Source organism: Candidatus Bathyarchaeia archaeon, assembly GCA_035283685.1.
Classification (GTDB): domain Archaea; phylum Thermoproteota; class Bathyarchaeia; order Bathyarchaeales; family Bathyarchaeaceae; genus DATETJ01.
In genome coordinates, this window is the sequence record DATETJ010000008.1 from 103,169 (window position 1) to 119,072 (window position 15,904).

Genomic DNA, 15,904 nt, shown 5'->3' on the forward strand with positions numbered 1-15,904 from the left:
GACTCGGGCACGCGCGCAGATTAAATCTTATTAATATCATAATATTAAAGCATTCCCCTTTCCTTCATTCGCGTTCGCACCGGCTTTTCATAAGGAAAAAGCATCTACCTAAAGTCGGCGGCGTGCGCTGATGACGCGACTATCTCCAGCCCAAGCCGCCATCAATCCCTCCCGCCTTGTTTAGGCAACGATACGCACCCACAGTCACAACTTGTGATGGCTAGATGTAACCACCAGAAATGCTCTCGGCACGTGCGTCGCCTTTTATACCCTCAAAAGCGTAAGCTCGCTCGGTGGTGAAAATAACATGGCAAGCTTGGAAAAAGCAGAACTTAAGGCCACGGCAGTTGCAGACCTGGAAAGAGAAGAAATGATGGCGAAAGCAACAGCACAGTGGACACGGTCCAAAATCCACATCATATAAAAGGTCAATCGCAGGTACAGAACGCGCGGAGGGCGCAACTGCTTCCTTCTCTCTCCCAACAGCAGACCGGCCTTCTCCGCCGTTCTCACTACACCAAAAAAAGTGGGCTAGGTAGCCCTCAGGCACAGTAGGTTGCCAATCAGCAAAACAGCCTTACTGCCCTACTGCGCCACAGCCACATACACTCTTCTATCATCAAATGAAAACTCGCGCCACTCAACCTTCACTTCGCTTCTATCCCTAACAAGACGCACCTGCCCAGCCCGAACCAAACCTGCCATCTCACCCAAAAACGGCTCCAACAACCCCGAAGTTTCCTCATCCAATTCAGCCAGAAAAACAGCTCCAAGAACATCTGTAGGCGCAAAACCCAACTCCTTGCGCAGCGCCTGCACCCGCCGAGCCAAATCACGCATCACCCCTTCACCCAAAAGCCTACTATCACGCACAGTGTCCAACAAAACGTGAACATCGCCCTCCGAAGCAACCTTCCAACGCTTCTCCTCAGCCTCAGTGTGCGGAGGATTCAACTCGTCAAGGTAACCTACACTCTTCACGTTAGCAAGCTCAACAAACAAATCCTCAAGACCACGAAACACTCTCTGCCCATCTTTCGGCACAACAACCACAACCTTCTGCAACGGCCACCTACGCTTCAACTGAGCTGCCTGCCGAGCCGAATAACTCAACGCCACAACTCGCTGCAACATGGCAAAATCCTGCTCAAGCTCAACATTCCGAAGCACCTCATCAGGAACTGGCCAACTCTCCAAGTTCACAGACTCGGGCAAAGTGTTATCCAAAGTACGGCAAACATTCTGATACAGAAACTCACATACAAACGGCGTGAACGGATTGAAAAGCAGCACCAGAGTCCTAAGCGTCTGCCACAACGTCGCATAAACAGTCAAGCGCCTGTTCAGCGTCTCGGGGTCATCACTCCACAAATCGCGGCGCACCATAGGTACATACTCACGACTGACAGTGTCAACAACAAGCGTTTCTAACGCTTCTGCAGCAAAGTTGAACTCACAGGTCTCCAGCTTAACGGTGCATTCGCTCACAGCCTGCTGAAGTTTGGACAGGAGCCAGCGGTCCACCGGTCTAAGAACACCGTTCTCCTCAGCCCACTTCAACGTGTGCAGCCTAGGATCAAAATGATCGTACTCGGCGTTTTGCATAAAGAAACGATGCAAATGATATAGCGTGCCCAACACTTGGAAGGGGCGTTTAGTTAGTTCTTTCACGTCGAAGTTCATGGAGTCAACTGGCGAACACTTCCAGAGCGTGTAAAATCGGCAAAGGTCGGAGGAATAATGTTGGAGCAGCGTGTTTACATCTAAGACGTTGCCTAGGCTTTTACTCATTTTTCTGCCCTTTGCATCTAACACGAACCCGTAGAAAAGGTAATTTCTGTAAGGCGCTTCAGACTTTTCAGTCAGCAAGACATGTTCAAGCAGTAGGGTGTTTGCCCAACCGCGTGTTTGGTCAACAGCCTCCACTAGGAAATCTGTGGGCACGTACTTTTCGAATTCTTTGTCTGAAAAGCGTGCATAAGGACAGGCGCCGCTGTTGTGCCACGTGTCCAGCACAAAAGGCTCACGCTTCATCAAGCCCCCACATTTGCCACACTTCAAAACCAAACGGTCTACCCATGGCTTGTGCAACTCGAAATCAGCAGGAGGCTCAGAATCCGCCCTATCCATCAGCTCCTTCTTACTGGCAACCAACTCCTTATTTCCACAGTTTTGGCAGACCCAAACGGGCAGAGGAGCACCCCACACGCGTTCACGCGAAACACACCACGGCTTACCCTCCCTCAGAAACGAGAGAAAACGATTCTTAGGACTTTCAAAAAAGTAACGCACCTTCTCCGCCGCTTCCACAACGCGACTGTTCATCTTATCAGTCCAAAGGAAGTACTCCCTACGCGCCAACCACACAAGTTTATGATGGGAACGCCAGCAAAGCGGATACTCATGCGAAACCGTCTTCACCGAGACCAACAGGCCTTTCTTACGAAGCAAATCCACAACAACAGAGTCAGAGTCACGAGCAAACAAACCCGCAAACTCACCAGCATCTGCCGTAAACTTAGCTTCATCATCAAAAGGCGCGTAAACAGGCACATTACGCCTCTTCGCAACCCAGAAGTCGTCCTCTCCATTTCCCGGAGCCAGATGAACAACGCCCGTAGCCGCGGTTACATCAACAAAATCCTCAGTCACCACTGTATGAACTAAACGATGCTGATCGAGCTCTCGTTGCTTAAGGACCGCCTCAAGAAACGGATACTCGTACTTGACGCCCTCAAGAGCCTTGCCAGAAACTACCTCGGCGACCTTCCAACCAGTTACCTTGAGCTCTTCCATCAACAGTTCGACTCGCTGCTTCACCATTATCCATGTTTCTTCGCCCACTTTGACCTTGGCGTATTCGGCTTCTGGATGAACAGCCAACATGAGGTCGGTTACAAGAGTGAAAGGCATAGTTGTCCAAACGAGGAAGTACTCGTTCTGGGCGTTTTTCACCTTCAATTTGAAATAGAGCGAGGGATCCTCTACTTCTTCATAGCCTAGGCCCACTTCAGCGTTGCTTAACGAAGTCTGGCAATGTGGACAATAAGCCACTATGTAGTAGCCTTCGCCAAGCAAGCCCTGCTCCCAAGCACGCTTAAGATACTGCCACTCCCGCTCTATATACTCGTCCCGGTAGGTCCAGTAAGCCTTGTCATGGTTCATAAAAACGCCGAGCTTTGCGTCGGCTTCAAACCACTCCTTGTGATACTTCATAACGGTTTTCTTGCACTCAGCCACGAAGCGCTCTTCGCCCACTTTTTCAACCAAGTCCTTCTTGTTCTTGACGCCAAGTTCACGCTCAACTTCCAATTCGACTGGTAAGCCTTGGCAGTCCCAGCCTGCCCAAAATGGAACATAAAAGCCCTGCATGCTCTTCCAACGATAGCGCAGGTCTTTCATCACGCGACCGCGAGCGTGTCCAACATGAGGTAGACCGTTAAGCGTGGGTGGACCTTCGACATAACCTAGGACGCCATTGTTGCGTGTCGACCTAAGCTGTTCAAGCTTCTCGCGTACCTTATGTGTCTGCCAGAATTCACGAACTTGCTGTTCCACGTCGAGCGGGCGATAGTCCAGGGTGAGCCAACGCTTAGAAGTATCAGCCTTGAATTTGGCGGCCACCTTCATTCATCATCAAACACCCGCCACCAACCAGACATAACGCAGCCCAAATATAACTCTTTTGAACCCTAGCTCCGCAATCGTCTCATTGTCTCTGTGAATGCTGCTACTGACTTCGCAGTTGCTTTTCCACCTTTAGTAGGCTTAATATAAGATACCATATTTTGTCGTTGGTATTCGTGATTGCCCGGATGGCTTCTTCGCCTTTTTCAGTCAGCTTGTATACTCTCTTACGCTCAATCGAAATGCCTGAGATCAGACCGTTCCGTTCCAAAGAAAAAAGTATGGAGTAGATTGTGCCTGAGCTAACCAGAAAACGATATTTGTTGAGAATAAAGGCCATAACGTCGTAGCCGCTCATTGCGCTCTTGCGCAACTCAGCTAAGACTAGAACATCTAGAAAATTTCTGATTACTCGTTTACGCATTTTCTTAAGGAATTCTGAAGTTTCCAAGAAACATCGTGTATAGTTACGTCTAATCACATATAAACTTTTCATGAAATAAATATATCTTTGGCGCAGGGTATGTATTTTTCCCTATAAACAGAATAGAGATCTATTAGGAATAGACGGAATCGTCAACGAGGTTTGTGGAAAGATACACGTTTAAGGCGATATTTTGTTTATGTTTACCTTAGATTTAAACGTATTTTTTGAAGAAAACTCAGAAATGGGCTTGTTTTTCGCTGCCAGCGATATATCTGCATGTTAATAAAGATTAATTGTTGTTTCCATGTTTTTCGACTTAGGTGTAGTAGTTTGTTAACGTGGAAAGACTCTTTCGAGAAGATCAACACAGAACTCGAAGTGAACACGCGGAAAAAGCAGGCTTTGGAGAACTTGCACAGCTCTGGGCGAATCTCTCAGTTTGCTTATGAATGCCTTAACAAAGAGTTGACCGATGACATCGAGCAAATCGAAGTTCAGAGGAAGGCATTGTCCGAGAAGATGACTGGCAAGCTCAATGAGTTGGAGGAGCAGCGAATGGCGCTTGAGATGTTTTTGGCAAGCACTGAGATGGCTCATGCGGCTGGCGAAATCGATGACGAGATTCACGCAAAAGAGGGCACCGCTCTTGATCTGGGGCTCGAGGCGACCAAACAGGAGCTGAACTGGATAAAGGAAGTGATAATTCAACTCGTTCCAAAAGACACTGAGATGCCACCATTGCCAGCAACCCCGCCAGCGGAAGCAGCTGAGGCGACAACTGCCGAGGTTCCAGTTGAGAAGACAAGTGAAACAGCGCAGGCCCTACAGGTCGAAGTTCCTGTTGAGGTAACTGCAAAACTAAGCGAAGCCCAAGTTGAGCAGATGCAGACGACCGCGGAGACTCCTGCAGACACTCAAGCCACAACCAATGAACCGACCACTTCGAGCGAAGAACCCTTTCGTCCTCAAAGCGAAGAAACGCCCAAGTAGAAAAGAAAGAAGGAAGGACAGAATCAACCGTCCTTCACCCTAGTTTTTCTTTCATCTCTGCGGAAAGCGAGATTTCCTCTTGCTGCAAATCGCAATGCTGAAATAGTGAATACTCTGTGAGACGTTTCTGTCTGACCGGAGAATGGACGCGTGTGAAGGTCGGTATTGTCTACGACGAGAAATACGCTGAATACGACTTGGGTGAGGGGCATCCGTTCAGAGGCGACCGATTTGTCAACGCCATGAAGTTTTTCGAATCACAAAGCTTGTTCAAGTTTTCCAATGTATTTATGCTGCGTCCACTGCCGGCGACAAAGGAAGATATCTTGAGAGTTCACGACCCAGACTATGTTGACTTGATCTTTCGGCTGGGTGCTGCAAGTCGCCCCTACGATATGGAGACGCCTGTTTCTCCTCAGATTCTTGAGGCTGTTATGTTGATAGTGGGCGGCGCCATTGAGGCTGGAAGATCCATATTCGAAGGCAAAGCTGAACGTGCGGTTGCAATCGGCTGTGGCTATCATCATGCAGGTCGCAACTATGGAGGTGGCTTCTGCCTCTTCAACGATATAGCAGCCATGGTTGAGTACTTGCGACAGAAACATGGGTTGAAACGAACAATGATCATCGACCACGATGTGCACGCTGGCAACGGAACAAGCGACATTTACTACGAGGATCCCAATGTGCTGTTTGTCTCGTTGCATCAGGATCCGAGGACGATTTATCCGGGCACGGGTTTCATTCAGCAGCTTGGGCGTGGAGCCGGAACAGGTTACAATGTCAATGTGCCGTTGCCACCTGGGACAAGTGATGAGACTTATTTGTATGCTTTAAGAGAGATTGTGCCACCGTTGGCTGAGGAGTTCAAGCCTGAGCTGATTGTGGGCAACGGCGGAAGTGACCCGCATTTTGCAGACATGCTTGGCAGTCTTGCTTTAACAGTGCAGGGCTTTCTGGGCATTTCACAAACGCTTGTCAAGACCGCGGAAAAAGTGTGTAAAGGCAGAATCGTGCTCATGCCCGGTAGTGGATATAATCCGGAAGTGCTGCCTTATTGTTGGTATGCACTTGTAGCCGGGGTTGCGGGGTTAGAGAAAATCGATGTGAAAGATCCGTATGCATTACCTGTTGAGCCAAGCTTTGTGCGCCCGAAGGTTGAGGAAACTGTCGGTACGCTGAAGAAGCTGCTCAAGGATTATTGGAAGTGCTTTCGCTGAAGAAAGGCGATTGCTACTCTGTTTTCTCTACGGGCTTGATGACCACGGCTGTGCCATATGCTGAGAAGGTTGTTGCTGTGCCTTGTAGTATGTCGCTTGTTTCGAAGTCGGCTCCAACAATGGCGTTTGCGCCCATTTTCTGAGCGTTTTCGAGGAGTCTTTGCAGCGATTCTTTCCTTGCTTTTTCACATTCATACGTGTATGTTGTGACTTCGCCGCCGAAGATGCCTTCAATTCCTGCGACTATTTTGCCCCCTACGCCTCTAGTTCGAACCGTTATGCCGCTCACTACGCCTAGCACTTTCACAATCTCGTAGCCTGAAACAGTTGGGGTGGTGACGACAAGAATCGATGATTGAGTCAACCAGAATACCTCCAGTTACTAGCCTTTTGGATGGTTGGGTTTAAGCTTTCTTATGAATATGTACAAAAACCACTATGAACGCTTCATAGTAACTATTCAGCCAAAACAAAATGTTCTAATACTCCGAGTTTCAGTTTTTCTCCAAAAAGGGTTCAAATCGACATGAAACCGGAAGCAGTGTCGCCTCCGCCACCAGAGCTGAGTTTGCCATACGAGCAAATTCACCAAATGGTGGCTGCCGAATTTACGGTTGAAGAGGGCTTTATTGAATATAATACGCCGACCTTTTATGTGACCCAGAAGCCTGATGTCAAGCAAGCGTTCGCTCGCCTGTTCAAGAAAATGAACTCTAAACAGCTCTTACCGGTCTTAAGGAAGAGAGAAAGCCGGATTGTTCTGCAGGTGGTTTCGAAGCCGCCGGTTAAGACGAGTAACCCATTGATTAACATTGTCTTGCTCTTGGCCACTATTGGAACGACCATGTTTACTGGTTACCTTTTGTCTGGAGAGGCAACCGACCCGTTGGTGGGCGCTGTATTATTCTCGACAGCCTTGATGTCTATACTTGGGGCGCATGAAATGGGTCACAAACTTACAGCCAATAAACATGGAGTGGAGGCGACTTACCCATATTTCATTCCGGGTTTTCCGCCGTTTGGCACGTTCGGCGCTGTTATCCAGCAGAAATCGTTAGCACCTAATCGTGATGCGTTATTTGATTTGGGGTTCAGCGGTCCGATGATCGGATTTCTGTTGGCGGTTGCAGTTTCGATCATAGGGATACCAATGTCAAATATCAGAGTGGTTCAAGAGCTACCGGTTGGGATAATTCAACCGCCGATTCTGCTCGATTTTCTCGCCAATTACTTGCTGAAGTTTGAGCCGGTTTCAACAGGTTATGTTTTGATTGAGCTTCATCCTGTGGCTTTTGCCGGATACATAGGCATGATTGTGACGATGCTGAACCTCATGCCTATTGGGCAGTTAGACGGTGGTCATGTTGCGCAGGTTCTGTTGGGGGATACCGCTCGCGCTGCAGTGTCAGTTATCGCGATTGTCTCCTTGCTGTTCATCGCATGGCCAATGGCGTTGATTGCTTATTTGTTGTCGCGTGTAAGGCACCCCGATGCTTTAGATGCGGTTTCAACGGTTTCAAGAACAAGAAAATTTGCTTCGATCGCGTTGATAGTTGTGTTTGTGTTGAGCGTTGCGCCTGTAGCTCCATTGTTTTTCTGAAATGGAGCGTATATACCAGACTGTTAGCAATGTTTAAGACATAGTCTATGCTTTGTTACTGTTTCTCAAGTTTAAAGGGAGAGCGAGTTTTTCTTGGACATTTTCAGTGCTGAACTGGATGCTTGCGAAAACTTAGCGGACATTTTTGAGTTGGTCAAGCAGTCGGTTAAGAGGTTTCTTGGGCAGCACAGAGCAGGGCTTATGCTCGGGATGGCGAACTTGGGGATGAGACGCGGCGCTTTCGTCGGGGCTTTTCACCCAATCGGTTCGAATATCATAGTTATGAATAAAGCGCCTTTTGAGGTTGCTCTGAGAACAACAGACAAGAAGATACTGAACGCTTACTGCTTCCACCTTTTGCTGCATGAATACTTGCACGCACTTGGCTATGTGAGTGAAGAAGAGGTTCGCGATTTGGTTCACAGAGTGTGCAGCCTTGCCTTGGGAAAGGACAATCCTGCCACCGTCATGGCGGAGAGAGGACTAGCATTCTACTTCCCAAAAGTCACCTACTTCTCACAGAACGTCCCAATTCCAAGGGACCTACAGATTGAGCTAGTCAAGGATTTTGACAAATCAAGCGCTGGCTACATTAACTAATAGCTGAAAGCGTAGTCTCAGCTTGAAGCCTGTGTTCTAGGTTGCGCTTGCCCTAGTTTAGTGGACTCATAATGTGAATAAAACCGACATTCAATATTGTCAGGCGTGACCTTTGATTCTTGGGGCTTTTTGACTTTCTCAAGTCTAAAAACATAATAAGGTTCAGAAAAAGGAAAAAAGAAAAGGAATTCAGCTGGCTATCAGAGGTTCCTCAAATGGATTCAGAGACGGTTGTTCAGGTCGATTGGATTTTGCCTGTTTCCTTTGCTTAGCTGATTTCATCTTTGTCCAAAGCTGCGATAGTTTGCTCTTGACTCTTTTTCTAAAGACAACCAGCACTGTTGCAGTTGCAATCAACGAGCCAACTACAAACAGGAGTATTAGTCCGCCTTCGCTAAGCAAGATAAATGGTTCGGTCTGTGGCGTAACCCCTTTGCTCAGTAGGAAGAGTACTTCCGGGTCATTGTAAACTGCGTATCCGTCCCATTTGTCAAAGCCCACGGTTAGAAAGTACATTGAAGCTGAGATGTCGAAGCCCGTAGATGATTTGCCCGACTCAGACTGGAAACTGGCTTTGAAAGAGCCTATAGGAGAGGTTTTGCTGGTCACGTTGAAGGTTCGTATCATGTCGGCGTCGGTGATTGGTTTCTCCCAATCGTAAGTGCTGCCCAACTTTACTGTTGCGAACTGCACATTAGCTAAGCGTGATGCGATGCTGAATCTTGAAGACTCGGTGCTGTTGTTATTGTCTATGGCTGTGCCTTTGTCGTCCATGACGTTCCAAGCAATGCCGCTGAACGCTGTTACATAATAGTTGGTTGCTAAGCTGCGGTTGAGGAAGATGTCCTTGCCCACTAATGGAACAAGCACGCCACTTACGTTTTGTTGGCGTCCGTCAATCACGCCTGGGTCAACAGCCCAATTGCCTATGTGCTGGTCTATTTTTATCGAGGCTTCGTTGTTGGCTTCTGCAGTCGGCGTGGCAGTTCCGTTGAAGTGAATTGCAAATGAAACTTGGTCTATCAATGACGGAGTCGGCTTGTTCATGAAGTTGGGCACGTTGAAGTCTGCCCCAAACACTGGGCGGTCCCACCAGCCCCACATTGACCTCTGCTCGCTATACGGGAACAAAGTGCCGTTGACACCGTTGTAGGTCACGCCGAAGGCTATTTTGGCGTTCAAGGGCACAACCATGTCGCCTGTGGCGTTGGTGTTCCCAAACATTTCGCCAGGCGTTACGAAAGTGATGTTTCCGATGTTGCGTGGCATGAAGAAATGTGTTTTTTCAGTGCCATTGTAAAGCGACAGGCCCGCAAATTCGTAACGCAGTCCTATGCCTGCGTGTTCCGTGCCGTTGCTTGTAGCCCAGCTTGTCGTATAGTCCTGCTGGGTTCCGAACCACATCCATTCCCATTCGTTGGTTTTGTCGGTAATCCAGTTCCATCCTTCTCGTTTAGCTCGCTCTAGCATGTCTGCCCATGTAGCGTTCTTAACCATGTGGGCAATATCCCAGTAGCCCGGTTTGGGCAACTTCGATGCGCCGTCAACTATTACCGACCGTATGTTTTGCATTGCGGCTTCGCTGATGGTTGTCATGTTTGAGGCGTAGTGCCAAATGTATGTTTCATTCCATTCCGAGGTCCAAGCCACGTACATCTTGCCCATCCAAGCGCCGATGTGAATCTCGTCTTCAACAAGTGACGAATTCGGGTCCCAGATAATTTCAACCCACATGCGGTTGATAGTTACGTTTCTCAGGTCAGAGCCACCGTGAATCCTCCTCACAAAGTATTGATCGCCCGTTGTGGTCAAGTCGCCGTCCAAGTCTAATGCACCTGTCTCAGGAACCACATCGAAGGCGCGGACACCCCACATTCCCCAGTTCGGCACGCCGACTACGATGTCATTAATTTGGCGCTGCGTGACTATGTTTAGATCGGTGAGCATCCACCCGTAAACATCACCCCACATCTTATGCGTCTTGAAGATGTTCATTCTGGCTTGCTGAACGTCCATTAACTGGCTGTCAATTATGACGTTGTACGATGGTTTCCACTGTTCCGACCGCTCCAGCTCGTAGGCGTTGCCGTCGATAGTAACCGTTTCGACGCGTTTCCACCGAATGTCTTGTCTCCACCATCCCGCATTGTCAAACAAGACAACAGTGTAGTCTGTTCCTTCGAGGTTGACCGTGACGCTGCTTGGATATCGGTACAAGCTGTTTTCGATTTGCCCTTCGCCTTCAAATCGACTGATAACTGGACTTGGGTCGATTACAAAGAATTCTCTTCCATTGATCGTGACATTGAATCGCGGATAACAATCGCTCAGTTCGCCAGTGAACACCTTCCCTCGAACCGCGTCAGACAGATTCCACCACCCATCCACTAAACTCAAATCCGTTCGGCTAAAGTCAGACGCGTTTAAGAGATACCATCCTAAACCGTCACGCATTATGCGGTCCGTTGTGGAGTTCATCCAAAGCCATGCCTGACGGTCAAGTGTGGCTACAGGCGCGTTGACAACGCTTGGAGTGACAATGTGAAATATGTCAAAGTCCTTATCGTCATATACATCATAGCTCTCGCCCAAGTCGTTGATCGTGTAATACATTACTACATTCCTGAAGTAGTAGTCTTGGTCTCCGATCCGTGTGAAGTACATGCTTAGTTCATTTCGCCAGTGAACATTGAATATGGTGCCGTTTTTCATGACCAAATGCTGGCCAGGCATGCCGCCCATCGGATTCTGCGTTGTAACATCCAACGGCAAGGTGTCGTTCAAATAGACGCGGTAACCCTCAACTCCCTGAGCAGTTCTATTTCCAGCGACAGGATCGTCGTTTATGAAAGTCCATTGCCTAGCCACACCCCAATGGTCGCCTACCCAGCCAAAGCCCCACGTACTGTAAACCTGCGTGCCGTTCAGCATAGTCATGTAATTGACCCACGTGCCGTTGTTCCAAGGAGCATTAGTGCCAGGAACAAACCAGCTGTTAGGCGTCCACGAGTCGTTTTCCCAGAAGTAACCGTGGTAAACGCCTGGTCCGCCGCTTGTTCCCCAAACTTTCAAAGTCGCGTTAACCGAGACTTCGGTTCCGTCCTCGTAAAAGACATCGGTGTGAGCTGGATCCCATGCTAATCCAGGGATTGTCAGATTATAAACGTATATTGTGTCAAACACTTGTTTCGCTTGCCAACTGAACGGGATCAGCCTAGTGAAGTTTGTGCCAGGCACTTGTATGTGGATTTCTTCAAGCCAATTGGCTGGCTTGTCGTTCCAGTTGAAGTAGATTTTTTGGCCGTCGAGCGACGTGATGTAGTTCAGGTTAATTGTTTGGGCTGTTTGATTATCGACCATGCTTTCAAAACGGTCGTTAGCATCTGTGGTGTAAAAGATCTGGTCACCAACTTGTACTTTCCAAACCGCTACGTAGACGCTTGAGTGAAGGTCAAACCTAGAGCCGTTTGACATCTGAATGTACAGAGTGGAGTTCTCCCGGTCGTAGCCGTAACGGTTCCAGTCAGTCCAGCGGTTTGCCACAGGGTCACGGCCTGTCGTGGTAATTATCGCACCTGAGGCGGTGATTTGTCCTGATCTCTCGTTATGTTTGCCATATTGCAGTATCCAACCCTTTTGGATAACATCCCAGTATTCTTGTCCGTTTATTGATGAGTAATAGTATCCATAGTCTATCTCTGGGGGCGTCACCGAAACCTGTGTTGAATCCACCACGATGTAGTGTGACCCATCTTCCCTCTGATAGATAACATGTTCAACCCCGTTGACTGTCAACGACTTTGTTGTTTTCAGTTTTCGTCCTTCGGATTCTGTGTCCTCCAGTTCCCACCATGAGGTTGCCATAGCGTTCGAATAGGGCATTTCATATTTGACTCCATCTTCGACGCCTAAGTCAGTGTAGTAGAAGTTGCGCACGTAGCCTTCCATGCCGCCGCCACGAATCATCAGTTCGTGCCCTTCATGCGTGCCAGTGTAGTATTGATTTGGCCAGTCGATCAAGTATCTTAAGCCATTGAGGATCACGAATCTCTGGTCGTCGGGAACTGACCATGGATCAGTAATAGTGATGCGCGTGCCATTTCTCATGACGAGGAAGTATCCTGAACCGTCGGGCATAGGCTGCCAATTGCTCGGTTCACGCAACAAGACCACTGTTCCGTTAAGGGCGACGCCTGATCCAACCGAGCTTAGAGGCAGCGGAGTATCCTCTTCAGTGTAAACACGAGCTGTCAACTCCCAGCGGTTTCTTGTGCTGTTATACATTTGCATCTCAAACGGGTCGTTTCTATAGATGCGCGAGCCATCTAGCAACTCGTAGTAGAAGGGGGCAATCTCTCGTTGAAGCACTGGATCCCAGAAGCGCACTGCCCAGTCTTGCTTTGAGCGGTCCATGTAGCTCTTGAAGACCGTGCCGTTTGTAACAGGAATTTTGTTGCTGCCTGCTAATTGGTATGCGTCTGTGCAGTTCAGTGTTACTGCTCGAATTACAGCTTGGAAAGCTTCTTTGACGTATATTTTGGTTCCGTTTAACAGTTCATAGTACCGTGGTTGCATGCCGAGGCTCGGGTTGTACGGTTCGTAGAGCAGGTACTGCGTCCATTCTTCCTGTCGCATCGAGTCGTATTGCGACCGCACTTGGATTGGCAGATCGGCGCCGTTCAAGGTTATGTAAGGCAATTGATTGAGCAAGTACTTCCTACCATCGTAAATGGTTGAGAGCGGCGTTAACGGTTTAGAGACATACCATGCTTCCCAGTTTGTCGCTGAACCGTTTACAAAGTAGACTGGCTCGTTGGTCCATTCGGTTATCGTATGTTCACCCCATCCTTGGCTCCAATCTCTGCCATAAGTCAAGTTTTGGAAAAGCATGTTCCATTGGTAGTTACTTTCAGGCGCAGCAGGCGAAAAGGACACATTCAGGTTTATAGTGACGACTCCTTTGACTTGTGTAATCTCGGCTGAGTGCACGTTGGCGTAGCTTGCTGGCATTTTGAAGGCTGGGTCGAATTCGCTTACCCACGTTTTTGTTGTGTCAATCCAGATCTTGGGCGAAGTTGGGGCACGTGCATATTCAGTTTGGTTGAGGCGGAAGTTCTCCCAATGCCAATCCGTCACGATAGTTTCATTCCATCTCAATTGCGGACTCTGCACCCAATCCCACATGCCTGTAGAGGAGTTGAATTGCGTGTGCCAATCTGTGACGTTCACAAGAGCCCAGCCCAAGTGTGTGCCGTAGACGTAAGCGTTTCTATTTGTTCGATTATACGTAGCCGCACTGAGGACGCCAGTAGTTAAATCCTTGGTGAGCCTGATCTCCACATCAGACCAAAAGCTTTCGTTAACTGCCCACCTTCCAACGCCCGTGCGGAAAACAACGCCTACACCATCGATGTCCAAGGAAGACACAGACGTGCCGTAAAGCTTGCTTTGAATCGTGAATGATTCACTTGGATCTGTCTGAAACATCCAACCTTCAAAGGGTCGACCTTGCGGGTTGAGCACAGTTGAAATGGCTACAAGCCTGTCGACAGCGATCTGAAAGTCGCCTGGGTTTGTGTTTTCCCACCGTGGCCAGATTTGGCCGTGTCGGGTGTAAACTGATATTTGGAACCAGTATGCATCTCGGTCCGTGAAGGTTTCATTTGAGAAATAGCCGACGAATTCTATGGCGTATTTGTCAGATCCTGTCTGGTACCAGTTTGAATCGGTTGGGGACAGCTGATAGAAGCGGGTTGTTGGGTCGGAAGCGTTCAGGTCGTTGAGAACCATGTACTCTCTGTCTCTTTGAAGTTGCGGGTCATATCCCATGTAGGAGTAGCCCTGTTTCACAGTAAACGTGTGGCTGTAATGGTCGTAGATCAGGAACATTTTTTCTTGAACAGGCATCGTCTCGTTTATGAATCTTGCCTGTCCTGTAATTGGGTCCCAGAATTGTCGTGTGATGTTGACTTGGCGGTTGTGGTTTACATTTATCCAGCGTTCTTCGGGATGAGGCCCGAAGACCTGCTCTGCTCTCGTTACTTCGACGGTGCTGTTCCAATAATACGTGCCAGATGTTTCATTAAACATCCAACCGCCCCGCGTAGTCACAGGCTTTGAGTACCAGTTGGTGACGTTGACATAGGTCTTGACGTTCCAGCCGAGTTCCATTCCTACAGTTACGTTAGTTAATTCAGAGCCAGTTACGTTGATTCTCATCTTCCACGGCTGACCTTTTGAAGCGGAGTACAACGGTTGGTTCTCCATGTCCAATCTCTCAAATGCCCAAGTGTCTTGGAACCAGCCATAGGCTAAGCCTGGTGTGCCCACTGCTACCATGCGGTTGGTTGCCATTTCTTGGGTGAGCCGTGCGCGGAAGCCGAACTCTATCCAACTGTCGTATTGATCCGTTACTTCAAGGTTCATCCAGTATGGTCCCATGGGCGTGGTTGTTGTGTTGAAAAAGCCGACGAATGTGATCTGCCAATCTTGGGCGGTCTCTACTGCAGTGCTTGCGTTTTTGTTGAAGTTGTAGAAGGAGAATTGCTTCATCTGTTCCGGCGGTGGCGGTGGTTGCGGTCCCTCCATTGGAGGCGGAGACTTGCTCTGTGCAGTGTTATTGAAGACGAAGCTTTCCACATGCCATGCGTTGGTTTCGTTCCAGAAGTGGGTCTGCATTTGGTTAATGTAAACCATTTTGAGGTTGGCGTTGCCTATATTAGTGCCGTTTTGGCTTCGTAATTCAGTGTTCCACTGCAATCCAGCGCGTCCGAGGGTTGAGTTCCCTGTGAAAACATTCTTCTGCACGTAGACGACAGCTTTGAAAGTTGCTCCTACTGGGATGAAGTTGGCGTCTGTGATTTCAGTTCCGTTTGAGAGATATATGTGGAACGTTGGGTACGGTCCGAATTCCCATGCTTGGTTGCGCCAGTTCCAGTTTTCCTGCGTGGTGTTTTCCTGTTTATCCCATGAGATGTAGGTGCCGTTGAATTGTAGGTCTGGGCGTGGTGGAGAGTGTTTGTCGCCTTGTGGTGGGGGTTCTGGCTTTTGAGCTTGTAGGGGTTTGAACATCACAGCTGAGGTGAGTGTTATTGTGATTAGGATTGCTGAGAGGAGGATGTTGATTCTTGGTTTCATTTATGTTTCCTCGTAAATATTCATATTGTTTAGGACATACGTGTATGCTTGTGGGCATATAAGAATTCTGAACTCGCTATATTAATGGAAGTTCTCTCAGAAACCGGATATCCGAAAACTGAATGTTCGAAAACCGAATGCCGGTGATTTGTGGTTAAGAAGGTTTTTATGTGGCTGTGTGTAGTGTATATTATGTCTTGCGATGTCATAGTGAGAAGCGGGTCGAGGTTGAAATCCACTCAAGCCCAATTATCATTGGGTCGAGAGGGCAAAGCTCCAGCAACGTGGCGGCGCAGCATCCTA

Annotated in this window: 8 protein-coding genes; 4 read left to right on the forward strand and 4 right to left on the reverse strand. The window is 48.5% G+C overall.

What is annotated here, in order from left to right; genetic code table 11:
• Nucleotides 1-585 precede the first annotated feature (585 nt).
• Both ileS and VJ249_06510 read right to left on the reverse strand, forming a co-directional pair.
• Nucleotides 586-3,630: an isoleucine--tRNA ligase gene (gene ileS, locus VJ249_06505; protein HKZ94211.1), complete on the reverse strand. Its 3,045-nt coding sequence runs from the start codon at nucleotides 3,628-3,630 to the stop codon at nucleotides 586-588.
• Nucleotides 3,631-3,730: 100 nt separating this feature from the next.
• Nucleotides 3,731-4,078, reverse strand: coding sequence for a PadR family transcriptional regulator (locus tag VJ249_06510; protein HKZ94212.1), 348 nt, complete (start codon nucleotides 4,076-4,078; stop codon nucleotides 3,731-3,733).
• A gap of 306 nt (nucleotides 4,079-4,384) precedes the next feature.
• Here VJ249_06510 and VJ249_06515 point away from each other — a divergent pair, with 306 nt between their 5' ends.
• A complete protein-coding gene (locus VJ249_06515; protein ID HKZ94213.1) occupies nucleotides 4,385-5,044 on the forward strand; it encodes a CdvA-like protein in 660 nt (219 codons plus the stop codon).
• A gap of 152 nt (nucleotides 5,045-5,196) precedes the next feature.
• Nucleotides 5,197-6,264, forward strand: a complete 1,068-nt coding sequence (locus tag VJ249_06520) for a histone deacetylase (GenBank protein HKZ94214.1) — start codon at nucleotides 5,197-5,199, stop codon at nucleotides 6,262-6,264.
• Between the two features lie 13 nt (nucleotides 6,265-6,277).
• On the opposite strand, the gene VJ249_06525 is transcribed toward VJ249_06520, so the two are convergent.
• Nucleotides 6,278-6,628, reverse strand: coding sequence for a YbjQ family protein (locus VJ249_06525; GenBank protein HKZ94215.1), 351 nt, complete (start codon nucleotides 6,626-6,628; stop codon nucleotides 6,278-6,280).
• 162 nt (nucleotides 6,629-6,790) lie between these two features.
• Between VJ249_06525 and VJ249_06530 the strand changes: the two genes are divergently transcribed.
• Entirely contained in the window at nucleotides 6,791-7,864 is a 1,074-nt protein-coding gene (locus VJ249_06530) for a site-2 protease family protein (protein ID HKZ94216.1), read from the forward strand.
• Nucleotides 7,865-7,957: 93 nt separating this feature from the next.
• Nucleotides 7,958-8,464: a hypothetical protein gene (locus VJ249_06535; GenBank protein ID HKZ94217.1), complete on the forward strand. Its 507-nt coding sequence runs from the start codon at nucleotides 7,958-7,960 to the stop codon at nucleotides 8,462-8,464.
• A gap of 189 nt (nucleotides 8,465-8,653) precedes the next feature.
• Here VJ249_06535 and VJ249_06540 read toward each other — a convergent pair whose 3' ends face one another.
• Nucleotides 8,654-15,601, reverse strand: a complete 6,948-nt coding sequence (locus VJ249_06540; GenBank protein ID HKZ94218.1) for a hypothetical protein — start codon at nucleotides 15,599-15,601, stop codon at nucleotides 8,654-8,656.
• Nucleotides 15,602-15,904 lie beyond the last annotated feature (303 nt).

Excerpts from the sequence above, each read along its gene's own strand:
- ileS (HKZ94211.1), bottom strand. The coding sequence starts at position 3,630 with ATGAAGGTGGCCGCCAAATTCAAGGCTGATACTTCTAAGCGTTGGCTC.
- VJ249_06530 (HKZ94216.1), top strand. The coding sequence starts at position 6,791 with ATGAAACCGGAAGCAGTGTCGCCTCCGCCACCAGAGCTGAGTTTGCCA.
- VJ249_06540 (HKZ94218.1), bottom strand. The coding sequence starts at position 15,601 with ATGAAACCAAGAATCAACATCCTCCTCTCAGCAATCCTAATCACAATA.